Origin of the sequence: Klebsiella sp. RHBSTW-00484, from assembly GCF_013705725.1 — a bacterium.
GTDB lineage: Bacteria > Pseudomonadota > Gammaproteobacteria > Enterobacterales > Enterobacteriaceae > Klebsiella.
On record NZ_CP055481.1, the window covers coordinates 5,603,541 to 5,626,948 of the forward strand.

19 protein-coding genes and 3 tRNA genes are annotated in these 23,408 nt (G+C 53.7%); 6 read left to right on the forward strand and 16 right to left on the reverse strand.

Features of this window, described 5'->3' with window-relative positions; genetic code table 11:
- Positions 1–146: 146 nt before the first annotated feature.
- Positions 147–1,445, reverse strand: coding sequence for an adenylosuccinate synthase (locus HV213_RS26345; RefSeq protein WP_110274469.1), 1,299 nt, complete (start codon positions 1,443–1,445; stop codon positions 147–149).
- Positions 1,446–1,547: 102 nt separating this feature from the next.
- Positions 1,548–1,745, reverse strand: coding sequence for a DUF2065 domain-containing protein (locus HV213_RS26350; RefSeq protein WP_004097978.1), 198 nt, complete (start codon positions 1,743–1,745; stop codon positions 1,548–1,550).
- A 218-nt stretch (positions 1,746–1,963) separates the two neighbouring features.
- Between HV213_RS26350 and HV213_RS26355 the strand changes: the two genes are divergently transcribed.
- On the forward strand, positions 1,964–2,251 hold the full coding sequence (locus HV213_RS26355) for a hypothetical protein (RefSeq protein WP_181483921.1): 288 nt from the start codon (positions 1,964–1,966) through the stop codon (positions 2,249–2,251).
- 62 nt (positions 2,252–2,313) lie between these two features.
- Here HV213_RS26355 and hflC read toward each other — a convergent pair whose 3' ends face one another.
- The 9 genes from hflC to nnr form a co-directional block, all read right to left on the reverse strand.
- Positions 2,314–3,318, reverse strand: a complete 1,005-nt coding sequence (hflC, locus tag HV213_RS26360; protein WP_181483922.1) for a protease modulator HflC — start codon at positions 3,316–3,318, stop codon at positions 2,314–2,316.
- 2 nt (positions 3,319–3,320) lie between these two features.
- The gene (hflK, locus tag HV213_RS26365; RefSeq protein ID WP_181483923.1) at positions 3,321–4,577 is read right to left on the reverse strand and encodes an FtsH protease activity modulator HflK; all 1,257 of its coding nucleotides are present in this window, start codon (positions 4,575–4,577) and stop codon (positions 3,321–3,323) included.
- 65 nt (positions 4,578–4,642) lie between these two features.
- Positions 4,643–5,923, reverse strand: coding sequence for a ribosome rescue GTPase HflX (gene hflX / locus HV213_RS26370; protein WP_110274472.1), 1,281 nt, complete (start codon positions 5,921–5,923; stop codon positions 4,643–4,645).
- Positions 5,924–5,998: 75 nt separating this feature from the next.
- Positions 5,999–6,307 carry an RNA chaperone Hfq gene (gene hfq, locus HV213_RS26375; protein WP_181483924.1) on the reverse strand — a complete coding sequence of 103 codons (309 nt, stop codon included), beginning with the start codon at positions 6,305–6,307 and terminating at the stop codon, positions 5,999–6,001.
- A gap of 92 nt (positions 6,308–6,399) precedes the next feature.
- Positions 6,400–7,350, reverse strand: coding sequence for a tRNA (adenosine(37)-N6)-dimethylallyltransferase MiaA (gene miaA / locus HV213_RS26380; protein ID WP_181483925.1), 951 nt, complete (start codon positions 7,348–7,350; stop codon positions 6,400–6,402).
- Positions 7,343–9,232 carry a DNA mismatch repair endonuclease MutL gene (mutL, locus tag HV213_RS26385; RefSeq protein WP_181483926.1) on the reverse strand — a complete coding sequence of 630 codons (1,890 nt, stop codon included), beginning with the start codon at positions 9,230–9,232 and terminating at the stop codon, positions 7,343–7,345. The genes miaA and mutL overlap by 8 nt, the downstream gene beginning before the upstream one ends.
- 10 nt (positions 9,233–9,242) lie before the next feature.
- Positions 9,243–10,583: an N-acetylmuramoyl-L-alanine amidase AmiB gene (amiB, locus tag HV213_RS26390; RefSeq protein ID WP_181483927.1), complete on the reverse strand. Its 1,341-nt coding sequence runs from the start codon at positions 10,581–10,583 to the stop codon at positions 9,243–9,245.
- A gap of 16 nt (positions 10,584–10,599) precedes the next feature.
- Entirely contained in the window at positions 10,600–11,061 is a 462-nt protein-coding gene (gene tsaE / locus HV213_RS26395; RefSeq protein ID WP_181483928.1) for a tRNA (adenosine(37)-N6)-threonylcarbamoyltransferase complex ATPase subunit type 1 TsaE, read from the reverse strand.
- The gene (gene nnr / locus HV213_RS26400; protein ID WP_181483929.1) at positions 11,054–12,565 is read right to left on the reverse strand and encodes a bifunctional ADP-dependent NAD(P)H-hydrate dehydratase/NAD(P)H-hydrate epimerase; all 1,512 of its coding nucleotides are present in this window, start codon (positions 12,563–12,565) and stop codon (positions 11,054–11,056) included. Before nnr ends, tsaE begins: the two co-directional genes overlap by 8 nt.
- A gap of 13 nt (positions 12,566–12,578) precedes the next feature.
- Between nnr and queG the strand changes: the two genes are divergently transcribed.
- The gene (gene queG / locus HV213_RS26405) at positions 12,579–13,718 is read left to right on the forward strand and encodes a tRNA epoxyqueuosine(34) reductase QueG (RefSeq protein WP_181483930.1); all 1,140 of its coding nucleotides are present in this window, start codon (positions 12,579–12,581) and stop codon (positions 13,716–13,718) included.
- A gap of 271 nt (positions 13,719–13,989) precedes the next feature.
- On the opposite strand, the gene HV213_RS26410 is transcribed toward queG, so the two are convergent.
- The 3 genes from HV213_RS26410 to HV213_RS26420 all read right to left on the reverse strand — a co-directional run bounded on the left by HV213_RS26410 (position 13,990) and on the right by HV213_RS26420 (position 14,327).
- A tRNA-Gly gene (locus HV213_RS26410) sits at positions 13,990–14,065 on the reverse strand.
- 24 nt (positions 14,066–14,089) lie between these two features.
- Positions 14,090–14,165 (reverse strand) — tRNA-Gly (locus HV213_RS26415).
- An 86-nt stretch (positions 14,166–14,251) separates the two neighbouring features.
- Positions 14,252–14,327: transfer RNA gene (locus HV213_RS26420), tRNA-Gly, on the reverse strand.
- A gap of 286 nt (positions 14,328–14,613) precedes the next feature.
- Here HV213_RS26420 and HV213_RS26425 point away from each other — a divergent pair.
- On the forward strand, positions 14,614–15,345 hold the full coding sequence (locus tag HV213_RS26425; RefSeq protein ID WP_181483931.1) for a transporter substrate-binding domain-containing protein: 732 nt from the start codon (positions 14,614–14,616) through the stop codon (positions 15,343–15,345).
- A 304-nt stretch (positions 15,346–15,649) separates the two neighbouring features.
- On the opposite strand, the gene orn is transcribed toward HV213_RS26425, so the two are convergent.
- Positions 15,650–16,195, reverse strand: coding sequence for an oligoribonuclease (gene orn, locus HV213_RS26430; RefSeq protein ID WP_112216216.1), 546 nt, complete (start codon positions 16,193–16,195; stop codon positions 15,650–15,652).
- Between the two features lie 94 nt (positions 16,196–16,289).
- Here orn and rsgA point away from each other — a divergent pair, with 94 nt between their 5' ends.
- From rsgA to mscM, 3 genes are all read left to right on the forward strand, one after another.
- Positions 16,290–17,348 (forward strand): small ribosomal subunit biogenesis GTPase RsgA, encoded by a 1,059-nt coding sequence (gene rsgA / locus HV213_RS26435; RefSeq protein ID WP_181483932.1) that lies wholly within the window; start codon positions 16,290–16,292, stop codon positions 17,346–17,348.
- Between the two features lie 94 nt (positions 17,349–17,442).
- Positions 17,443–18,405, forward strand: coding sequence for an archaetidylserine decarboxylase (asd, locus tag HV213_RS26440; RefSeq protein ID WP_181483933.1), 963 nt, complete (start codon positions 17,443–17,445; stop codon positions 18,403–18,405).
- 24 nt (positions 18,406–18,429) lie between these two features.
- Positions 18,430–21,756 (forward strand): miniconductance mechanosensitive channel MscM, encoded by a 3,327-nt coding sequence (gene mscM, locus HV213_RS26445; protein ID WP_181483934.1) that lies wholly within the window; start codon positions 18,430–18,432, stop codon positions 21,754–21,756.
- 36 nt (positions 21,757–21,792) lie between these two features.
- On the opposite strand, the gene yjeM is transcribed toward mscM, so the two are convergent.
- Entirely contained in the window at positions 21,793–23,295 is a 1,503-nt protein-coding gene (gene yjeM / locus HV213_RS26450) for a glutamate/gamma-aminobutyrate family transporter YjeM (RefSeq protein ID WP_181483935.1), read from the reverse strand.
- Positions 23,296–23,408 lie beyond the last annotated feature (113 nt).

Genomic DNA, 23,408 nt, shown 5'->3' on the forward strand with positions numbered 1-23,408 from the left:
ACCTCAGGGAAAAGAAAAACAGGGTGTGTCGATAGACGTAATTACTATTGATGATAAACCAGCCAACGCTCAGGCCGCTAATTTATTTAAATGGGGCGGGCGAACAGCAAAAACAAGAGGCGCCTGAACGGCGCCCCTGGGGATAATTATGCGTCAAACGGGTCGCGCAGAATCATCGTCTCGGTACGGTCAGGACCGGTAGAGATGATATCAACCGGTACGCCGGTGAGTTCTTCAATGCGCGCGATATAGTTCAGCGCTGCCTGCGGCAGGCCGCTGCGCTCTTTCACGCCGAAGGTGGTTTCAGACCAACCTGGCATTGTTTCATAAATTGGTTCAATACCTTCCCAGTTGTCAGCAGCCAGCGGAGTGGTGGTCACTTCACGGCCATCCGGCATACGGTAGGCTACGCAGATTTTAACTTCTTTCAGGCCGTCCAGGACGTCCAGTTTAGTCAGGCAGAAGCCAGACAGGGAGTTAATCTGCACCGCACGGCGCACCGCGACGGCGTCAAGCCAACCGGTACGACGACGACGGCCGGTAGTGGCGCCAAACTCGTTACCCTGCTTGCACAGGAACTCGCCGATGTCATCAAACAGTTCAGTCGGGAATGGACCCGCACCTACACGAGTAGAATAGGCTTTGATGATACCCAGAACGTAATCAACATAACGTGGGCCCAGACCGGAACCGGTGGCCACGCCACCTGCGGTGGTGTTGGAAGAGGTTACGTACGGGTAGGTACCGTGGTCAATATCCAGCAGCGTACCCTGCGCACCTTCGAACATCACAAAATCGCCACGTTGACGCGCCTGATCCAGAAGATCGGAGACATCAACAACCATGGCTGTCAGGATGTCGGCAATCGCCATCACATCATCCAGAACTTTCTGGTAGTCAACCGCTTCAACTTTGTAGAAATTCACCAACTGGAAGTTGTGATATTCCATCACTTCTTTCAGTTTGTCAGCGAAGGTTGCTTTATCAAACAGGTCACCAACGCGCAGACCGCGGCGAGCTACTTTATCTTCATAAGCCGGGCCGATACCGCGACCGGTAGTACCGATAGCTTTCGCGCCACGCGCTTTCTCACGCGCAACATCCAGCGCAACATGATAATCGAGGATAAGCGGGCAGGCTTCAGACAGCAGCAGACGCTCACGGACAGGGATACCACGGTCTTCCAGTCCTTTCATCTCTTTCATCAGTGCAGCAGGAGACAGCACGACGCCGTTACCGATAATGCTGGTAACATTTTCACGAAGAATGCCTGATGGAATGAGATGGAGGACGGTTTTTTCACCGTTGATTACGAGAGTATGGCCTGCGTTGTGACCACCCTGGTAGCGCACAACATATTTAGCCCGTTCAGTCAGGAGATCGACGATCTTCCCTTTACCTTCGTCACCCCATTGGGTGCCCAGTACGACGACGTTGTTACCCATTTTTCAAAATCACCGTTTGCTTAAAAATGGATTCTACCATCGCTTTTTCAGAGTTACAGCACTTTTTGCACTCAAGATACGGTAAATTAGGCTACTTGTTAATCAGCCAATCGTTTTCCTCAACATGTAGTAGATCACGATACCGGCAACCACAAGACCACCGCCAAAACGGCGCAATAAATTATCCGGCAACTGGCTCATCGTGGCGACCATTCGCCGCCATGCCCGTGGGTAAAGTAATGGCCCGAGTCCTTCAAGTACTAAAACCAGCGCCAGTGCCAACCAGATTGTTGAGTTCATTATTCACCTTTATATAAATATCGCGCTGTGGAGTACCAGTGGTTTATCAATGTTGTGTTTACTCTCACTTCATATTGTCCGGTATTTCCTCTTTATTATGAACTGATTTTATGAAACAAAATTCATAACCCATTGTATTGCAGGTTATTTTTAAAATTGCAAGTATGCCCGTGCGTATCAACTTTGGATACGAGCAAAAAATAATTAGGATGATTATTATGAGAGAATTAACAGCAATTGAAATTGATGCCGTAAGCGGTGCTGGCTGGCTGCAAGATGGTCTGGCATCCCTTGGCAGTAAGGCAGGTTCTGCGGTATGGTCGCTAGGTAGTAATCTGAGCATTGATTTACCTATTCTGGGTACGGTAAACCTTTCAACTATCGCTCCGGGGCTGGGCGAAACGATCGGTAAAACGATTGGTTCAACTATCGGTGGAACGATTGAAAGCACTCTGGCAAGCGTACCTGTGATCGGTGGCCTGCTAAATAAACTGCTGGGCAACTAAATCCACGCTCAGTTGTAAAAAAGGCGCCTTAACAGGCGCCTTTTTGCTTACAGAATCACTTATCAGTGGGTGGTCGCCGCAGGTGATTTCATATAGCGGAAGAAATCACTATCCGGGCTGAGAACCATCACATCCTGATTGCTCTGGAAGCTATTCTCGTAAGCACGCAGGCTACGGATAAAGGCATAGAAACCCGGATCCTGGCTGAAGGCATCAGCAAACAGCTTCGCTGCTTCAGCATCACCCTCACCACGCATGATACGTCCCTGACGCTCAGACTCGGCCAACGTTTTGGTGACTTCATAGTCCGCAGTCGCGCGCAGTTTTTCAGCTTCTTCCTGACCCTGCGAACGGTGACGACGAGCTACGGCTTCACGTTCAGCGCGCATACGGTTGTAGATCGCTTCAGAGACTTCAGCAGGAAGGTTGATCTGTTTGATTCGTACGTCGACAACTTCAATACCCAGTGCCGCCATACTATTCGGGTTGATCACTTTCACCTTACCGTTAGTTTCTGCTTCAACACGCTCTGCCGCTTTGGCAATCGCATCATCAGCAGCCGGGGTGCTGACTTCATCTTCTGTGCCTGCAGAACCAGAGTTCAGCGCATCACGCACTTCCAGAGTCAAACGACCACGGGAGTCCGTTACGATGTCTTTCACATCCAGACGCCCAATTTCAGAACGCAGACGGTCAGAGAATTTACGCTTCAGCAGAACCTCGGCCTGGGAGACGTCGCCGCCGCCAGTTGCCAGATAGTAACGACTGAAGTCGCTGATGCGCCACTTGATGTACGAATCAACGATCAGGTCTTTCTTCTCTTTGGTCACAAAGCGATCGGCCTGGTTATCCATGGTCTGGATACGCGCATCCAGCATTTTCACTGATTCAATGAACGGGATCTTAAAGTGCAGGCCCGGCTCATAGACCAGTGGTTTGTTTTCATCGTCGCGCAGAACTTTACCAAAGCGCAGGCTAATACCGCGCTCGCCTTCTTTAACAACAAAGACGGACATGTAGAGCACCACCAGCACGATGACAATTATCGCGATAACAGATTTACGCATCGTTATTCCCCCTGACGCTGGTAGTCGTTACGCTGCGCGTTGGCGCGGCGTTGGTCCATAATGTTGCCTCCCGTAGAGGTCTGAGCGTTACCGGCGCTGCTTGAGCTGGATGCAGGCGGCAGACGCAGCAGATCGCTTGCGCCACTGCTATCACTCTTTGCCGCTGGTGCGCCAGCACCTTTCAGCATCTGATCCAGAGGCAGAACCATCAGGTTGCTCCCCTTATCGTTAACCAGCACTTTGCGAGTATGACTCAGCACTTTTTCCATGGTTTCGATATACAGACGCTCGCGGGTAATTTCCGGAGCTGCTTTATATTCAGGCAGGATCTTCGCAAAGCGAGCAACCTCACCCTGGGCTTCGAGAACGGTCTGAGTTTTATACGCACGCGCTTCTTCAAGGATACGCTGTGCCTGACCATTCGCTCGCGGCTGAACTTCGTTGGTGTATGCTTCAGCTTCACGAATGTACTGTTGTTCGTTTTCACGCGCGGCAATCGCATCGTCAAACGCGGCTTTCACTTCTTCCGGCGGACGCGCCGTCTGGAAGTTAACGTCCAGCAGAGTAATCCCCATGTTGTACGGACGAATCGTCTCTTCCAGTTCGCGCTGGGTATCGCTACGAATCACGGTACGGCCTTCCGTCAGGATACGATCCATGGTGTATTTACCGATAACACCACGCAGAGCGCTGTCGGTGGCCTGACGCAGGCTATCATCTGCGCTGGTAACGCTAAACAGGTAACGTTCCGGATCGGTCACGCGATACTGCACGTTCATCTCGACGCGCACCACGTTTTCATCAGAGGTCAACATGACGCCAGAAGCCGCCAGTTCACGTACTGATTCAACGTTAACCGCCTGAACGTTATCAACGAAAGTGGGTTTCCAGTTAAGGCCAGGCTCAACCAGATGGCTGAATTTACCAAAGCGTGTGACCACACCACGTTCAGCTTCCTTAATGGTATAGAAACCGCTGGCTGCCCAGATAATCACCGCAGCGGCGGCAACGATGCCAACGACACGTCCGCCCATTGGGCCACGAGGTCCCTGAGAGCCGCTACCGCCTCCCAGCCCACCTTTTCCGCCACCCAGACCGCCGAGTTTTTTACTTAGCTTACGGAAGATATCATCCAGATCGGGAGGTCCCTGCTCGCGACCACCTTTGTTGCCATTTCCCCCAGAGTTGCCGCCTTGGTTATTGCTGCTTCCCCACGGGTCGCGGTCCTGTCCGTTATTACCGGGCTGATTCCACGCCATGTATATGCTCCATATTTGTTTTTGATATCCCCACAGGGGTTAATATCTTCAGGCAAGCTGCAAGGTCAAATCACGTATTCGACCAGCGCTGGCTCTTGTTTACAAAGGCGACGCCAGTCAACGATCGGCATGCGTACCTGCAGACCAACGCTACCGTCATCCTCCATCCACTCTTTTTCTATCGCCTGAAGCTGATAAAACCGGCTTCTTAGTCGACCTTCCTGCGGTGGTAGACGCAGCGTGTGCTGAGCTACTTCACCGGAAAGCCGTTCCGTTAAAGCCTGAAAAAGGAGTGGTACGCCAACCCCGGTCTGGGCGGAGAGCCAGACCCGGATCGGTTTATTCTCTTCATCCCGGTCAATACGCGGCTCAAAATCGTCCAACATGTCGATTTTGTTCATAACCAGCAGCACCGGGATCTCATCGGCCTCGATTTCGGCGAGGACCGTATTCACTGCATCAATATTTTCCTGCACACGGACATCGGCTGCGTCAATGACGTGCAGCAGCAGCGTCGCCTGACGTGTCTCCTGCAGAGTTGCTTTAAACGCCGCGACCAAATCATGTGGCAGATGACGAATAAAGCCAACGGTGTCCGCCAGTACGGTTTCGCCAACATCAGTGACATCAATGCGGCGTAGCGTCGGGTCCAGGGTAGCGAACAGTTGGTTCGCGGCATAGACCTCGGCTTCGGTTATCTGGTTAAACAGCGTTGATTTACCGGCGTTGGTATAACCTACCAGCGACACGGTAGGAATATCGGCTTTGGCGCGTGACCGCCGTCCTTGCTCGCGTTGTTTTTCAACTTTTTCCAGTCGCGACAGGATCTGCATAATACGGTTACGCAGCAATCGGCGGTCGGTTTCGAGCTGGGTTTCACCCGGGCCACGTAAACCAATCCCGCCCTTCTGCCTTTCAAGGTGGGTCCAGCCACGGACAAGGCGAGTCGCCATATGCCGCAACTGCGCCAGCTCGACCTGCAGCTTCCCCTCGTGGGTGCGCGCTCGCTGGGCAAAAATATCTAAAATCAGGCCGGTACGATCGATAACTCGACATTCGCATAAGCGTTCAAGGTTTCGTTCCTGTGCCGGACTCAGGGCATGATCGAACAGCACGACCGATGCACCGGTCGCTTTTACGGCTTCCGCAATTTCGACTGCTTTACCTTCACCAACAAAATACTTCGGGTGCGGTGCTTTACGGCTACCGGTAATCACCTGCATTGCTTCGACACCGGCGGAAGAGGCCAGAGTTTCAAACTCCTGGAGATCTTCCATATCTTTGTCTTGCGAAAAATAGATGTGTACCAGTACCGCCTGCTCACCGGCATCATAACGGTCAAACAAGCGTAAACCCCTTATAAAATACCAGCGGGGAACGCAGAAAACCTGGCTCCCCGACGTGGAAAAACAGCATCAGCCTTATTCGGCGTCTTCGCTGTCTTGCTGCGACGCAGAAGAGCCTTGCGCGCTACCACCGTGGTGATAGTTATTTGTGCCGCCGCCAGCATTATTGCTGTGGTGAGACACCGGGCGAGACGGGACAACTGTAGAAATTGCGTGCTTATAGACCATCTGGCTGACCGTGTTTTTCAACAGGATCACGAACTGATCGAAAGACTCAATTTGCCCTTGCAGCTTAATACCATTCACCAAATAAATAGAAACCGGAACGCGTTCCCGACGCAAAGCGTTCAGGAACGGATCTTGTAAAGATTGCCCCTTAGCCATTCTCTCTTTTCCTTATATGTATGCTTGTTTTGTACTCAGAACCTTACGATTCTTAAAAAAATTACGCACGATAACCGTTCAATTGTACACGTTCAGTCCAGGCTAGCACCAACTACCTGTAATACTTTGTTGAACGCCTGTTCAGGTTGTTCACTATCTAACCAGTGGACACCTTCCCAACCGCGCAGCCAGGTGACCTGACGTTTAGCTAACTGTCTCGTGGCGCAAACACCTCGATAAACCATTTCATCATACGGGATCTCGCCATTAAGGTACGACCACATCTGGCGATATCCGACACAACGAATGGAAGGCATATCCGTATGCAAATCTCCCCGGGCAAATAACGCCCGTACTTCTGCTTCAAAACCCGAAGCCAACATCTGATGAAAACGCTGTTCTATGCGTTGATGGAGCAGTTCACGGCTCGCCGGGGCGATGGCGAACTGATGCACCTTATACGGCAGAGCGTCACCTGACGTTTGCGTCAGTTCCGTTAAAGTTTTACCCGAAATGAAAAAAACTTCCAGTGCTCGGGAAAGTCTTTGCGGATCATTTGGATGAATACGCGCCGCGGCAACCGGATCAATCTCCTGTAATTGCTGGTGTAACGCGTTCCACCCTTGCTCTGCGGCTTGTTGCTCAATTCTGGCTCTGACTGCAGGATCCGCCGAAGGTAACGGCGATAATCCTTCCAACAACGCTTTGAAATACAACATTGTTCCGCCGACCAGCAGCGGAATACGCCCGGCAGCGACAATATTAGCCATCTCTGCCAACGCATCGCGACGAAAATCTGCCGCAGAATAAGCTTCAGCCGGATCAAGAATATCCAGCAGTCGATGCGGCGCAGCGCTTAGCTCTTCCGCATCCGGCTTAGCCGTACCGATATCCATTCCTCGATAGATGAGGGCTGAATCAACGCTAATCAACTCTATGGGCAAAACTTTACGTAAAGCGATAGCCAACGCGGTTTTACCGGAGGCCGTCGGGCCCATTAAAAATATTACCTTAGGCAGGCTCGCCTCGGTTACATCACTCATCTTTCAGGGCATTCATCGCCGAATGTAAATCAACAGGTTGTAACAGACCACCCGGCGGCGCTTTAACCAGCTGCGGGCACAAACGTTCTATATCCGCCAGGACAGCAATCGCCTGAGCCATATTCCACTGCCCGTGCTCACTCGCCAGATTGCGCGCTATCCACTGGGCAATATTGTTGACGTCGAATGTTTTTTGCTGCGCCAGGTAGCCTATCAGTTCAGGAATCAAGATTTGTAAATTTTGTTGTCTTAAGGGTAAAGGCACCGCCCGAATAGTCACGTGCTGCGCATCAGATTGCAGCTCAATACCGACCTGCGTCAGCGCCGATTGCGCGTTATCCAGCGCGACTTTTTCCCCTTCAGACACTTTTAGCCGCAGCGGGATAAGCAGCGGCTGGGCGCAAACCGCTTCTACGCTGGGCGTCAGTTGCGCCTGACGCAGCCAGCGTTCTGCAACCGGCAGTGCCAATAACGCTAACTTGCCATCGCGCTCAAGCAGCGCGCAGTCGCCATCAACAATCGTCAACACGCGACCAAAGCTTTGGCTGTGTCCAGCCAATCCTTCTGTCACTGGTGTGGGTGATACTGGCTTTCGCTCCGGGACCGGAGTATCCAGCAGTTGGCGATACAGCGCACCCTGCTGTTTTTGATAGCCTGGCTGCGCATGGGGCCAACTTGCTCCACTAGCGGAACCCGAAGCGGCGGATTCTCGCAACCCTCCCGCATTAACGCGCGGCGCAGCAGTCTCATCATGATATCGGGGAGGCGCCGCTTCACGCGCAACCGCCGGCTGGGCGAAATGGTTGCCGCCTGCCGCAATGCGATTCTCCGGCACCTGGCGAGGCGCAGGTTCATCGCCCTCTTCTGCCAATGGCGCACTCAGCTGCTGCTGAAGCACGCTCAGCACGCCTTGATAAATAAAATCATGAACCAGCCGCGACTGATGAAAACGAACTTCATGCTTCGCCGGATGAACATTCACATCCACCTGGTGCGGATCGATTTCCAGGTAAAGCACAAAAGCGGGCTGCTGATTGGCCCCCAGCTTATCTTCACAAGCCTGACGAATTGCATGATTAATCAGGCGGTCACGCATCATCCGTCCGTTGACGTAGCAATACTGAATTTCTGCCAGCGCTGGATTCGTATGCAGAGGATCGGCCACCCAGCCGCTAAGGGTAAGATCGCCGTGCTGCCACTCGATAGCCAGGGCATGTTCAAGAAACGGCGTACCGCAAATCGCCCCCAGCCGCCGTTCACGCTGACCATCCTGTGACACGGCGCGATACTGTCGCACCGCTTTACCGTTGTGGCTGAGGTTAATCGTGACGTCGAAACGCGCCAGCGCGATGCGCCGCACGATCTCGTCGATATGATTAAACTCGGTTTTTTCGGTACGCATGAATTTGCGGCGAGCGGGGGTGTTATAAAACAGATCCAGTACTTCCAGCGTTGTTCCCACCGGGTGCGCCGCCGGTTTGACGGTAACGTTCTGATCGCGCCCTTCTGCGTAGGCCTGCCAGGCTTCTTGCTGCTCCTCAGTACGCGAGGTTAGCGTCAGGCGGGCGACAGAACTGATACTGGCTAAGGCTTCACCACGAAATCCGAGGCTGATTATCGCTTCCAGATCATCAAGCGAGGCGATTTTACTGGTGGCATGACGCGCCAGCGCCAACGCCAGTTCGTCTTTTTTAATCCCGCAGCCGTTGTCGCGGATGCGGATCAACTTCGCGCCGCCGCGCTCAATATCAATATCGATACGCGTAGCCCCTGCATCGAGGCTATTTTCAACTAACTCTTTGACGACAGACGCCGGACGTTCCACCACTTCACCAGCGGCAATCTGGTTGGCGAGCTGCGGCGGTAGAACCTGAATCGGCATAGCCGTCTCCTTAATTTAACAACGTTCCGTCTGATGACCCCGCGCTGGCAGTCTGCGCCGCAGTCCCGCGCGGCGCTGATTGCAGCGGATGCTGCATAAAGTAGTTACGCAGACCGTTATAAATCGCCTCGGCGACCTGCTGCTGAAAAGCATCACTACCCAGCAATCTCTCTTCGCCGGTATTGCTGATAAACCCGGTTTCGACAAGGATTGACGGGATATCCGGCGAGCGCAGAACGCCCAGGCTGGCATGCTCAGGCCGACGTTTATGCAAGTCGCCGATTCGCTGTAGCTGGCTCAACACATTAGTCGCCACATCATACCCGACGCGCTGAGAATGGCCGAACTGTAAATCCAGCACCGCCTGGCTCAGGTAAGGGTCCGACTGACTATTCGCCAGCACATCGCCCGCGCCACCCAGCAACTCAGACTGCTTCTCATGCTGTTCGAGCCATCCGGCCATTTCACTGTTGGCGCGACGGTTGGAAAGTACCCACACCGAGGCCCCGGTTGCATCACGGTTTGGCGCAGCGTCAGCATGAATCGATACGAGGAAGTTAGCATTTTGCTTACGCGCTACGTCTGAACGTCCCATAACGGAAATGAAATAATCGCCGTCGCGCGTCAGTACCGGCTTGAACTGCGGATCGGCATTCAGCAACGTGCGAAGCTTACGGGCGATAGCAATGGTCACATTCTTCTCTTTTGTGCCATTCGGACCAATTGCCCCCGGGTCCTGACCGCCGTGACCGGCATCAATGGCGATAATCACTTTATCGTCGGTCGATACGGTGCGAGTCGCGGGACGCGTGATGGTACTTGTGCTTGTGCTAGTCACCGCAGTCAGCCGATCGTTATCGGCTTTAAACGGATTACGCGCCGGTTCGCTTGGACGAGAAGGTTGCACAATGGGTTTCTCAACCTGTTTCACTACCACCGGCGGCGGCGGAGGTGGTGGTGGAGGCGCATCAGCATTGATGGTAAACACCACGGTATAGTTAGAGCCATTCTGCTGCTTCACCGCACGAGTTTTCCCATCGGCGGTCAGATCCACCAGCAGACGCAGCGACTGCACGTCCTGCGGCGACCCGGAACGGATGCTTTTCACCAGATTATTGCCGCTAAACTGCAGCGGTAGCCCCTGGAGCACGCCAGTCTGTTTTATATCCAGCGCCACGGTTCGCTTGCCCTGTGGGCTAAACGAATATTCAGGATCGCCGATAAAACTAATGGTAATGCGGGCCTGCTGATCTCCATTTGAGACCTGGATGTCGGATAAACTTGCCGCGGTGGCCTGAATGCTAAACAGCATCAGTGCAGCGGCCAGCCAACTGGTTATGCGATACATCATCCCGTCGTCCTTCAGGCTAATTAGCCAAACGCGCCAATAGAGACTCACCCAATGTGGAGACCGCCGCTACGCGTGCCTCCCGCCCTTGAGCCTGGTATTCAAGGTGAATTTCAACATCCGGGTCAGGCAGTACACCTGTGCCTTGTTGCGGCCATTCCACCAGGCAGATGGCATCATCAGTAAAATAATCGCGAATCCCCATAAATTCGAGCTCCTCAGGATCCGCAAGGCGATACAGGTCAAAGTGATAGACCATCAGATTATCGAGACTATAGGGTTCGACCAGCGTATAGGTTGGGCTTTTGACATTACCACGATGGCCAAGCGCATGAAGAAAGCCGCGGCTAAAGGTGGTTTTACCCGCACCTAAATCACCATACAAATAGATAACCGTGGCGCCAGTACACGCCTGCGCTATGCGGTCGCCAAGGTTTAAAGTCGCCTGCTCGTCGGGTAAAGAAATCACTCGGTTAATCATGGTCTACGTCAATCACATCCGGGTTAACAACACGCCTGAGCGTGGAAAAAAGATCGGTCGCCAGCATTCCGCGAGTGCCATTTCTGGCGGCCAGACGATCGGCGGCTTCGCCATGAGCAACGCATCCAGCGCAGGCGGCATCATACGGCGTCAGGCGCTGGCCTAACAATGCGGCAATAATACCGGTCAGCACATCGCCCATTCCACCGCTGGCCATGCCGGCATTACCCGCGTCGATAATGCCCATCTCGCCTGATTCGTTCGCGACTATCGTACCCGCGCCTTTCAGCACTACGACACCACCATAACGTTTTACCAGACGTTGTGCAGAATGTAAGCGATCACTTTCAATTTCTGCCACACTCGTGTTCAGCAAACGGGCGGCTTCGCCGGGATGCGGCGTTAGCACGCGATTGTGACGTTTATCGGGATTGATTGCCAGCAGGTTCAGCGCATCCGCATCCCAGACCATCGGTTTACGAAAGTTCTCCGCCTGACGCAGCGCTTTTTTACCCCACTCGCTCTGGCCCAGTCCTGGCCCGATTGCCACCACATCGGCCCATTGCAAGCTTTCCTCCAGCGACTGAGCCGTCAACTCGTGGACCATCAACTCTGGTCTGGCGGTCAGAATGGGGACGATGTTGTCTTTGTAAGTTAACACTCGCACTAACCCCGCCCCCGCACGCAGCGCCGCCTCGCCGGTCATACGGATGGCCCCCGCAGTACCCGGCTCACCGCCGATAATCACCAGCTTACCGTGATCACCTTTATGTGATGTGGGGCGTCGCGGCGGTAGCCAGTCGGCGAGTTGCGAGGCATCAAAGCGGCGCAGTACGATAGCCTGACCAGCTAACCAACCCTCCAGACCGAGCGCGTGGTGATGCAAGCGGCCGACGACATCGCGGGCCTTACCGGTCAACACCCCGGGTTTAAGTGCGATAAAGGTGATGGTGTGCGCGGCGTTGATAACGGCTCCCGGCGTCGCGCCGGTCTGTGCGTTTAGCCCGGATGGAATATCCAGCGCCATAACCGGGGCCGGATGTGCGTTCGTATGGTCGATAATCTCCGCGATGTCTCGTCGTGGAGCGCTATGCAACCCGGTACCCAGCAGGGCATCAATAATTAAAGTGATATTTTCCGGCCAGGGAATGTTAGCTGCATGAATCATACCGCCCGCACTGAGCCACTCTTCGCGCGCGGCGCTAGCCTCTTCCGGCAACGGTTTCTCGCTCTCTAGCGCCAGCAGCGTTACTTGAATCCCTTGCGCCTGCGCCAGGCGAGCCACCACATAGCCATCACCGCCGTTATTACCGTGACCGCAAAGAATCAGCCAGTGCTGACTATCAGGATATTGTGCACGAGCGAGTTGGAAAGCCGCTTCACCCGCGCGACGCATCAATTCAAACAGAGTGAGCCCTAAACTATCTGCCGCTTCTTTTTCCGCCCGCCGTAGCGCATCCGCAGGCCAGATGATGTGTGGTATACTGTCAGCGTTTTTCGTCATCAGATGGTCCATCATGTCACAGCCCCTCGATCTCAATCAGTTAGCGCAACAAATCAAACAATGGGGCAAAGAATTAGGGTTCCAGCAGGTTGGCATCACCGATACCGATCTCAGCGCCAGCGAACCTAAACTACAGGCCTGGCTGGATAAACAATACCATGGCGAAATGGAATGGATGGCGCGCCATGGCATGATGCGCGCGCGCCCTCATGAACTCCAGCCCGGTACGTTACGCGTGATTAGCGTACGGATGAACTATCTGCCTGCTAACGCCGCTTTCGCCCGCACCCTGAAAGATCCCTCCCTGGGTTACGTTAGCCGTTATGCCCTCGGACGGGATTATCATAAGCTGTTACGTAACCGCCTGAAAAAACTCGGTGAGATGATTCAGGGACAGTGTACTTCGCTCAATTTTAGACCGTTTGTCGATTCCGCGCCGATTCTTGAACGTCCTTTAGCTGAAAAAGCCGGACTTGGCTGGACAGGTAAGCACTCACTTATCCTCAGTCGCGACGCCGGATCGTTCTTTTTCCTCGGCGAACTGCTCGTCGACCTCCCTTTACCTGTCGACCACTCCGTCGAAGAAAAGTGCGGTCGCTGCGTCGCCTGTATGACTATCTGCCCAACCGGTGCGATCGTTGAGCCTTATACCGTGGATGCCCGCCGCTGTATCTCCTACCTAACCATAGAACTGGAAGGCGCAATCCCGGAAGAGTTTCGTCCACTTATTGGAAACCGCATCTACGGCTGCGATGACTGCCAGCTAATTTGTCCGTGGAATCGCTTCGCACAGCTAACCGATGAAGAAGACTTCAGCCCGCGTAAAGCGTTGCATGCCCCGGCGTTACTGGAACTATTCACCTGGAGTGAACCTTATTTTTTGAAAGTGACGGAAGGATCGGCCATTCGGCGTATTGGTCATCTGCGCTGGCTGCGTAATATCGCCGTCGCATTGGGCAATGCCCCCTGGAATGAAGCCAATCTGAAGGCTCTGGAAAGTCGCCGAGGTGAGTACCCACTTCTCGATGAGCACATTGCTTGGGCGATTGCGCAGCAAATTGAGAAGCGAAATAGCAACGTGGTTGAGGTACAGTTGCCGAAGAAACTACGGCTGGTCAGGGTAGTTGAGAAAGGGTTACCACGAGATGCCTGATTCATTCACAGGGTGTGAATAAAAATAAAAACACATTGCGTTTCAACGCGCAGTCGTTCGTCAAGAGATCGAATTAACACTTTGAAATGAAATTTTATTCTTATATTTCAACAAAATAAGAAGATACTATTTATATAGCGAAGTATTTTTCCGACTAATGGCAAAAGATTAACCTGTGGATAACTCTGTTCACAGTATTTTCCTGAGTACAACGAAAATCATCCCCGGCGCGATTTTGCGCTGTGGATAAAATGAGTATCGGAAGAAATTTTGGAGCGGGAAACGAGACTCGAACTCGCGACCCCGACCTTGGCAAGGTCGTGCTCTACCAACTGAGCTATTCCCGCTTGGGTGTGGTGACTTTCAAATTTTGGAGCGGGAAACGAGACTCGAACTCGCGACCCCGACCTTGGCAAGGTCGTGCTCTACCAACTGAGCTATTCCCGCTTAATCTTTGTCTTTCAAGCCGCTTCTGCATTAACTGCCTTGCCGCAACTCGAAATCCTGTGATTAGGATGGTACTTTTCAAATTTTGGAGCGGGAAACGAGACTCGAACTCGCGACCCCGACCTTGGCAAGGTCGTGCTCTACCAACTGAGCTATTCCCGCATACTTCTGGCCATATTTCTATAGCGTCGTGATTTGCATTTCTGCTTCGTCACGGGAGGCGCATTATACGAGAATTCGATTTACCTGCAACCCCCCTGAGAGCAATTTTTTTTGTTTTTGGTTCAAGTGACCACTTTATCACCAGACATACTCTTAAATTGCCTAAATAACCATCACACGCGGCAAAATAGCTTTTTCCAGCCCGGCTAAAGGCGCAAAATCGTTCACGTTTATGGGCAGACATCGCCCGCTGACGGTCAACAACGATGACAACCAGGGAAATAAAATGAAAAAAGCGCTTACCGTCCTGCTGCTGACTACGCTTGCCGCAGGAACAGCATCGGCAACAACGCTACATTTTGGGACAACCACGGCCAATGCGCCGTATGAAACCGTCAACAGTAAAAATCAGCCCGCGGGTTTTGATATCGACCTTGCTAATGCGCTATGCAAGCAGATGCAAGTCGAATGCAAATTTACCCCCCAAAGCTTCGATACGCTCATCCCGGCGTTGCGATTTAAAAAGTTCGACGCCGTTATCGCTGGCGTAGAAGTGATTCCGATGAGAGAAAAACAGGTCGCTTTTACTCATCCCTATCGACAAGAGCTCTCTGGCGTCGTGGTGACAGCCAAAGATGCGGACCACACCTTTGCCGATCTAAAAGATAAAAAGCTCGGCGTCGTGAAAGGTACAATTCACCAGCACTATCTACGGGATAAGCAAAAAGCGGTGCACGCCGTTCCTTATGAAAGCGACGAAAGCGCCTTAAACGCGCTGAAAGAAGGCGCTATTAGCGGAGTAATCGGCGACCAGGAAACGCTGACTAAATGGCAGCAGGGTAACCCTGATTACGGCATCATGGATGAACGCGCAACGGATCCCGCCTACTACGGCAAGCAGTTCGCCATTGCAGTGCGCAAAGATGACCCGGAGCTGCTGAATAACCTCAATGCCGCACTGGACGTCGTCAAAGGGTCGCCAGAATTCCTGGAAATGGAGCAGAAGTGGTTTAAATAGCAGAAAGTATTGCCGGGGCGCTTCTGGCCCCGGCACAGATATACCCTAAATAATTCGAGTTGCAGGACAAAACGGTTAACCGTTTTGAACAGCGCTTGCGCTGGCCCCGTAAGGGGCGAGGCCGCAGGCCGAGTAACGCGGCAAGTGAGCGACAAATTCGTCAGGAACGAATTTGAACAACCGGAGGTTGTCTTCGGTCAGGGACATGGATGTCCCTGATTCATCCCCAGGAGCTTATTTTGGTAAGTGACTGGGGTGAACGAACGAGGCCAACGCACATGCAACTTGAAGTATGACGGGTATATCAGAGCTGAATGAAGTGCTCGCGGTAGTAAGCCAGTTCCGCCACCGACTCACGAATATCGTCCATCGCCTGATGGGTCCCTTGCTTCTTAAAGCCGTCAAGAATTTCCGGCTTCCAGCGACGCGCCAGCTCTTTTAGCGTGCTGACGTCCAGATAACGATAGTGGAAGTAAGCTTCCAGTTCCGGCATATATTTAAATAAAAAGCGACGATCCTGGCCGATGCTGTTACCGCAAATCGGTGATTTACCCGCAGGCACCCACTGTTTGAGGAATTCGATAGTCGCCAGCTCCGCTTCACGATCGCCCTCAGTGCTCGCTTTCACTCGCTCCACCAGCCCGCTACCGGTATGGGTGCGTACGTTCCACTCATCCATCAGCGCCAGCTGCGCATCAGACTGGTGCACTGCGATCGTCGGCCCTTCCGCCAGGATGTTCAGGTTCGCGTCGGTCACCAGGGTGGCGATTTCAATGATGCGATCGCGCTCCGGATCCAGTCCCGTCATTTCAAGATCGATCCAAATCAGGTTGTTTTCATCTGCACTCATGTTATTTTCCACCCTTCTTACGTAACTATATTGATCTAAAATAGCGTGTATCATAGAGGTTTTGCCCACACAGGGCGACCAGGAGCCAGTTCGATTGAGTAAAAATAAACTCTCCAAAGGCCAAGAGCGCCGCGTGAAGGCCAACCACCAGCGCCGCCTGAAAACGACTTCGGAGAAGGCCGATTTTGATGACAATCTGTTCGGCGAGAAATCCGAAGGTATCGTCATTAGCCGCTTTGGTATGCATGCCGATGTCGAATCCGCCGACGGTAGCGTCCATCGCTGCAATATTCGTCGCACCATCCGTTCGCTGGTCACTGGCGATCGCGTCGTCTGGCGTCCGGGCAAAAGCGCAGCTGCAGGGGTTAACGTTAAAGGTATCGTTGAAGCGGTGCATGAACGAACCTCAGTGCTGACGCGCCCGGATTTCTACGACGGTGTGAAACCCATCGCCGCCAATATCGATCAGATTGTCATTGTTTCAGCAATTTTGCCTGAGCTATCACCGAATATTATCGACCGTTATCTCGTCGCCTGCGAAACGCTGAACGTTGAGCCGCTGATTGTGCTCAATAAGACCGATCTGCTGGATGAAGACGCCATGGCCTTCGTCAACGAGCAAATGGATGTTTACCGCAAGATAGGTTACCGCGTACTGATGGTCTCCAGCCGTACTCAGGATGGTCTGAAGCCGCTTGAAGAAGCGCTCACTGACCGAATCAGCATCTTTGCCGGGCAGTCCGGGGTGGGTAAATCCAGTTTACTGAATGCTCTCCTGGGCCTGCAGGAAGAAATCCTCACTAATGACGTCTCTGACAACTCAGGGCTGGGCCAGCACACCACCACTGCCGCGCGCCTTTACCACTTCCCGCACGGCGGCGATGTGATTGACTCCCCGGGCGTACGTGAGTTCGGCCTGTGGCATCTCGACGCGGAACAAATTACCCACGGCTTTGTCGAATTCCATGACTATTTAGGCCGCTGCAAATATCGCGACTGCAAACACGATACCGACCCAGGCTGCGCAATTCGCGAAGCAGTGGAGAATGGCGCAATTGCAGAGAGCCGGTTTGAAAACTATCACCGCATTCTGGAAAGCATGGCGCAGGTACAGGTAAAAACGCGTAAAAGCTTTTCATCAACCGATGACTGACATTTAAGCTGAGCATCGTTAGAATCGCCCCCTTTTTTCAGACCCTCGCTAATACGGGTGGTCAGGAACGACAAATAATGGCCTGGAGGCTACCTTGTTAAACGATCTTAAACTTTCACTGCAATACATTCTGCCTAAACTGTGGCTCACCCGCCTCGCAGGCTGGGGTGCACGCAAGCGGGCAGGTTGGCTGACAAAACTGGTCATCGATCTGTTCGTGAAATACTACAAGGTCGATATGAAAGAGGCGCAAAAGTCGGATACCGCCAGCTACCGCACCTTTAACGACTTCTTCGTTCGCCCGCTGCGCGATGACGTGCGCCCATTAAACACCGACCCGAGCGTGCTGGTGATGCCTGCTGATGGCGTAATCAGCCAGTTGGGCGCCATTGAAGAAGATAAAATTCTGCAGGCCAAAGACCACAACTACAGCCTTGAAGCTCTGTTGGCCGGTAACTATCAGATGGCTGCCCTGTTCCGTAACGGGAGCTTTGTCACCACTTATCTTTCACCGCGCGACTACCACCGCGTTCACATGCCGTGTAACGGTATTCTGCGCGAGATGATCTATGTGCCAGGCGATCTGTTCTCGGTGAACCATCTGACCGCGCAAAACGTGCCAAATCTTTTTGCCCGCAACGAGCGCGTCATCTGTCTGTTTGACACTGAGTTTGGCCCAATGGCGCAAATTCTGGTGGGTGCCACTATCGTCGGCAGTATCGAAACCGTCTGGTCCGGGACCGTGACTCCGCCCCGCGAAGGTATCATCAAACGCTGGACCTGGCCTGCCGGTGACAACGAAGGATCTATCGCACTGCTTAAAGGCCAGGAGATGGGTCGCTTCAAGCTTGGCTCCACGGTGATTAACCTGTTTGCTCCAGGCCAGGTGAAGCTGGTTGAGCAATTACAAAACCTGTCGGTGACCAAAATTGGCCAGCCGCTGGCTATCGCGCCTGAAGCCGTCACTCCCGTTGAGCCTGCACCGCCGTCGGAAGAAGAAGTCCGCGCCGAACACGCAGCCAGCCCGCTGGTTAGCGATAAACAAGACGAAGGTTAATTCCTGAGAGAAAAAGGTTACACCGTGCGCCTGATATACACTTTCCTGTTGGCCTTGAGCCTCAGTTTTGGGGCGTACGCAGCAACCGCCCCGGATGCAAAACAGATAGCGCAGGAACTGGATCAGGCGAAGGCGGCAAAACCCGCCCAGCCTGAAACCGTTGAGGTTCTGCAATCTGCCCTGAACGCGCTTGAGGAACGTAATGCCTCCCTTGAGCGCGCTCGTCAGTACCAGGACGTTATCGATAACTTCCCCAAGCTGTCGCAAAACCTGCGCGCGCAGCTCAATAATCTGAGCGATGAGCCGCGCGAGGTTTCAACCACTCTCTCCTCTGATGCCCTGAACCAGGAGATTCTCCAGGTCAGCAGTCAGCTACTGGAAGCCAGTCGTAAGGCGCAGCAGGAGCAGGATCGCGCCCGTGATATCGCCGATTCACTCAACCAGTTACCGCAGCAGCAGACCGACGCCCGCCGTCAGTTAAACGATGTTGAACGTCGGGTTGGTGCGCAAAACAGCAATACACCGCTGGCGCAGGCGCAGAATCTCGGCCTACAAGCGGAATCCGCGCGTCTGAAAGCGCTGGTTGATGAACTGGATCTGGCGCAGCTTTCCGCGAATAACCGCCAGGAGCTTTCGCGCATGCGCTCCGAGCTGGCGCAGAAACAGAGTGAACAGCTCGACGCCTGGCTACAGGCGCTACGCAACCAGCTTAACAACCAACGACAGCGCGAAGCGGAAAAAGCGCTGGAAAGCACCGAACTGCTGGCGGAAAACAGCGAAAACCTGCCGCCAGATATCGTGACCCAATTCAAGGTTAACCGCGAGCTTTCGCAGGCGTTGAATCAGCAGGCCCAGCGCATGGATCTGATCGCCTCGCAGCAGCGTCAGGCCACCAATCAAACCCTGCAGGTGCGCCAGGCGTTGAACACCCTGCGCGAGCAGTCTCAATGGCTGGGTTCTTCTAATTTGCTCGGTGAAGCTTTGCGTGCCCAGGTTGCACGCCTGCCGGAAATACCGCGCCCGCAACAGTTAGATACGGAAATGGCGCAGCTGCGCGTGCAGCGCTTACGCTATGAAGATCAGCTCGGTAAACAGCCGCAGCTGAAGCAGATTCGTCAGGTGGACGGTGAACCGCTAACCAACGAGCAAAACCGCATTCTGCAAGCCCAGATGCGTACGCAAACTGAGCTGCTTAACTCATTGCTGCGCGGTGGCGATACGCTCATGCTCGAACTGACCAAGCTGAAAGTGGCTAACGGTCAGCTAGAGGATGCGCTTAAAGAGATAAACGAAGCCACCCATCGCTATCTGTTCTGGACCTCCGACGTCAGCCCAATTGGTTTTTCATGGCCGCTGGAGATAGTTCAGGATTTACGCCGCCTGATCTCACTCGACACCATGAGCCAGCTCGGCAAAGCCAGCATGATGATGCTGACCAGCAAAGAGACGATACTGCCGCTGTTCGGCGCGCTCATCCTGGTCGGGTTCAGTATCAGCTCACGCCGTCACTTCACTAGCTTCCTTGAGCGTTCCAGCGCACGGGTCGGCAAGGTCACACAGGACCACTTCTGGCTCACGCTGCGCACGGTTTTCTGGTCGATACTGGTGGCCTCGCCGCTGCCGGTATTGTGGATGACGCTGGGCTACGGCCTGCAGGCGGCCTGGCCTTTCCCGCTGGCGGTAGCTATTGGCGATAGCGTCACCGCTACGGTACCGTTGCTGTGGGTGGTGATGATTTGCGCCACCTTCGCCCGTCCAAACGGCCTGTTCATCGCCCACTTCGGCTGGCCGCGTAGCCGCGTCAGCAAAGCAATGCGCTACTACCTGATGAGCATCGGATTGATTGTGCCGCTGATTATGGCGCTCATCACCTTTGATAACCTCAACGATCGCGAGTTTTCCGCCTCTCTCGGCCGCCTCTGCTTTATGCTGATTTGCGGTGCGCTGGCGATGGTCACCCTGAGCCTGAAACGCGCCGGAATACCGCTGTATCTCGATAAAGAAGGCAGCGGCGACAATATGGTGAACCGGCTGCTATGGAATATGCTGCTCGGCGCGCCGCTGATCGCGATGCTGGCGGCTGCGGTTGGCTATCTCGCTACCTCACAGGCGCTACTCGCCAGGCTGGAAACTTCGGTCGCCATTTGGTTCCTGTTGTTGGTGGTTTATCACATCATCCGCCGCTGGATGCTGATTCAGCGCCGCCGCCTGGCGTTTGATCGCGCGAAGCATCGACGGGCGGAGATCCTCGCCCAACGAGCCCGTGGCGAAGAAGAAGTGCAGCACACCAGCAGCCCGGAAGGCTCAATGGAAGCCGAGGTCAGCGAAATCGATCTCGACGCCATCAGTACCCAGTCTTTACGCCTGGTGCGCTCCCTGCTGATGCTGATCGCACTGGTGTCGGTCATCGTGCTGTGGTCAGAAATCCACTCCGCATTCGGTTTCCTGGAAAACATCTCTCTGTGGGACGTCACCTCTACAGTACAGGGTGTTGAGAGCCTGGAGCCGATTACCCTCGGTGCGGTGCTTATTGCCATCCTGGTGCTGATTATCACCACGCAGCTGGTGCGTAACCTGCCCGCATTGCTGGAGCTGGCAATTCTTCAGCACCTGGAACTGACACCGGGCACCGGTTACGCCATCACCACTATTACCAAGTATCTGCTGATGCTGATTGGCGGCCTGGTCGGCTTCTCGATGATTGGGATTGAGTGGTCGAAACTACAGTGGCTCATCGCCGCCCTCGGTGTCGGCCTCGGTTTTGGCTTACAAGAGATTTTCGCCAACTTTATCTCCGGCCTGATTATCCTGTTCGAAAAACCGATACGTATTGGCGATACGGTGACTATCCGCGATCTCACAGGGAGCGTGACGCGCATTAATACCCGTGCCACCACTATCAGCGACTGGGACCGCAAAGAGATTATTGTGCCGAACAAGGCGTTCATTACCGAACAGTTCATCAACTGGTCGCTGTCGGATTCGGTCACTCGCGTGGTGTTAACCGTTCCCGCGCCGGTGGACGCTAATACTGAAGAGGTCGCGCAGATCCTATTGACCGCTGCGCACCGCTGCTCGTTAGTCATCGACACCCCAGCACCGGAAGCCTTCCTTGTTGACCTACAGCAGGGGATCCAGATTTTCGAGCTGCGTATTTTCGCCGCTGAAATGGGCCACCGCATGCCGTTGCGCCACGAGATGCACCAGCTAATTCTGGCGGGCTTCCGCGAACATGGTATCGACATGCCGTTCCCACCGTTCCAGATGCGTCTGGAAAGTATCGATGGCAGAAAGAGCAGCAGAGCGCTGACATCAGCAGGGAAATCCAGCCGCGCGCCTGGCGGTCTGTAAGAATGGCCTTGCCCGGCAGCGGGCAAGGCCAGCGCTTTAGCCTTCAGAAACCACCAACGATACCGCCGTGCGTCGGCGGTAGTTCTCATAAATCCCCAACGCCAGCAGCGAGAAGAAAATCGGCCCGCCCACCATCCACAGCGCGCTGCTCCAGTCCCCTGCGTCCATCACCGGTTGAATCACGGTAAAGATATTCGCAAAAGCCACCACCAGCACGACAACAGCAGTCGCCAGCAGCGTCGATAGCCGATTTTTGAAAATCACAAAGGGGCGTTCGAGATTTTGTTTAGCTTTAAAGAACGGAAACGCCAGCGTTAAAAACAGGTACGGCAGGGTCATTGAGACGTTCGCCATCAGCGTCAGTTTGTTATAAAACGCCGATGCTGTATCACCACCGAAGGAAACCAGCAGAATAAACACGCTCACCAGCAGGCACTGCCACCACATGGCATTAGCAGGCATCCCGTTAGCGTTAATCCACGTCATCGATGAGGGCCAAAGCGCTTTTGGCGTGCCCTGAATAATCGCTTTCAGCGGTGAGTAGCTCAGGGTAAAGAAAGCGCCGGTATAGGCGAGGAACATCGACAGGCCGGTAATTCTGGCAAACCACAAGCCGGTCGCCGCAGCGGTGGCAGGCGGCAAATGCATCGCATTGCCCAGCGTCGCGCCAAGGCTGGTCATCAACACGTAGGTGATATTACCAAGGTTAGTCGAACGGTTGCTCAGCACCTGCTGCCAGTTGGCGCTTACGCCCCACAGCACAATCGCCAGCGAATAGCCGATAGAAATAACAATCGCGGCAATAATAATCCCTTTGGCAAAATTCTTTTCCGGCTTCTCGGTTTTATCCACCAGACCGCCAACCGCCTCAATACCGCCGTAGGCGAATATGGCAAAAACCACGAACGACAACATCGCCAGCCCGGATTGATATCCCGGATTTGGCGACACCGTAAAATCCAGCGGCTGGGCAAAATGGCCGCCGTTAAGTAGCAAAATAGCCGCGCTCACCAGCAACAACACCAAATTCAGGCCCATCACCGCAATCCCGCCGACGGCGGTAATTTTAGCGATTTTATTAATTCCCTTTACCGCGACAAAAGTCACCAACAGCATCCAGCACGCGGCAAGAATACCGACCGTTTGCGTGGAAGTAAGCCCGGCAATGGTCCAGGACTGCGTTTTATCCGCGCCGAATAAGAAAGTGGAAAACGGCACCCAGATTTTAGCCGCCGTGCTAACCATCCAGACCACATAAGAGGAAAACCACATGAAGGTGCCGATAAACGCAAAACGCGGCCCGACGCTATGGTTCATCCATGAATAAATCCCGCCCTCTTCTTTGCGATATGTCGACCCCATCTCGGCCATCATCAGCGCGAAAGGAATAAAGAAAAATAATGCGGAGAAAAGGTAAAACGGCATCGCGCTATAGCCCATTAGGTAGAACGCGGAAGGACTATTTGCGAAACCGAATACGGAGGTGAAGATCATTAATATCAGCCCAATCAGGCTCATCTTCTTAATTTGCTGGTGCATAAATCTATCCAAATGCGGGCATCACAGGCAGGAACGCCAGGCCACAAAAAATTGAGCGCGGATAGTAGCAAAAGACCAAATCATTATTGTGGGTATAAGGGCTAAATGGCGGC

Excerpts from the sequence above, each read along its gene's own strand:
- HV213_RS26345 (WP_110274469.1), bottom strand. The coding sequence starts at position 1,445 with ATGGGTAACAACGTCGTCGTACTGGGCACCCAATGGGGTGACGAAGGT.
- HV213_RS26350 (WP_004097978.1), bottom strand. The coding sequence starts at position 1,745 with ATGAACTCAACAATCTGGTTGGCACTGGCGCTGGTTTTAGTACTTGAA.
- HV213_RS26355 (WP_181483921.1), top strand. The coding sequence starts at position 1,964 with ATGAGAGAATTAACAGCAATTGAAATTGATGCCGTAAGCGGTGCTGGC.
- hflC (WP_181483922.1), bottom strand. The coding sequence starts at position 3,318 with ATGCGTAAATCTGTTATCGCGATAATTGTCATCGTGCTGGTGGTGCTC.
- hflK (WP_181483923.1), bottom strand. The coding sequence starts at position 4,577 with ATGGCGTGGAATCAGCCCGGTAATAACGGACAGGACCGCGACCCGTGG.
- hfq (WP_181483924.1), bottom strand. The coding sequence starts at position 6,307 with ATGGCTAAGGGGCAATCTTTACAAGATCCGTTCCTGAACGCTTTGCGT.
- miaA (WP_181483925.1), bottom strand. The coding sequence starts at position 7,350 with ATGAGTGATGTAACCGAGGCGAGCCTGCCTAAGGTAATATTTTTAATG.
- mutL (WP_181483926.1), bottom strand. The coding sequence starts at position 9,232 with ATGCCGATTCAGGTTCTACCGCCGCAGCTCGCCAACCAGATTGCCGCT.
- amiB (WP_181483927.1), bottom strand. The coding sequence starts at position 10,583 with ATGATGTATCGCATAACCAGTTGGCTGGCCGCTGCACTGATGCTGTTT.
- tsaE (WP_181483928.1), bottom strand. The coding sequence starts at position 11,061 with ATGATTAACCGAGTGATTTCTTTACCCGACGAGCAGGCGACTTTAAAC.
- nnr (WP_181483929.1), bottom strand. The coding sequence starts at position 12,565 with ATGACGAAAAACGCTGACAGTATACCACACATCATCTGGCCTGCGGAT.
- queG (WP_181483930.1), top strand. The coding sequence starts at position 12,579 with ATGTCACAGCCCCTCGATCTCAATCAGTTAGCGCAACAAATCAAACAA.
- HV213_RS26425 (WP_181483931.1), top strand. The coding sequence starts at position 14,614 with ATGAAAAAAGCGCTTACCGTCCTGCTGCTGACTACGCTTGCCGCAGGA.
- orn (WP_112216216.1), bottom strand. The coding sequence starts at position 16,195 with ATGAGTGCAGATGAAAACAACCTGATTTGGATCGATCTTGAAATGACG.
- yjeM (WP_181483935.1), bottom strand. The coding sequence starts at position 23,295 with ATGCACCAGCAAATTAAGAAGATGAGCCTGATTGGGCTGATATTAATG.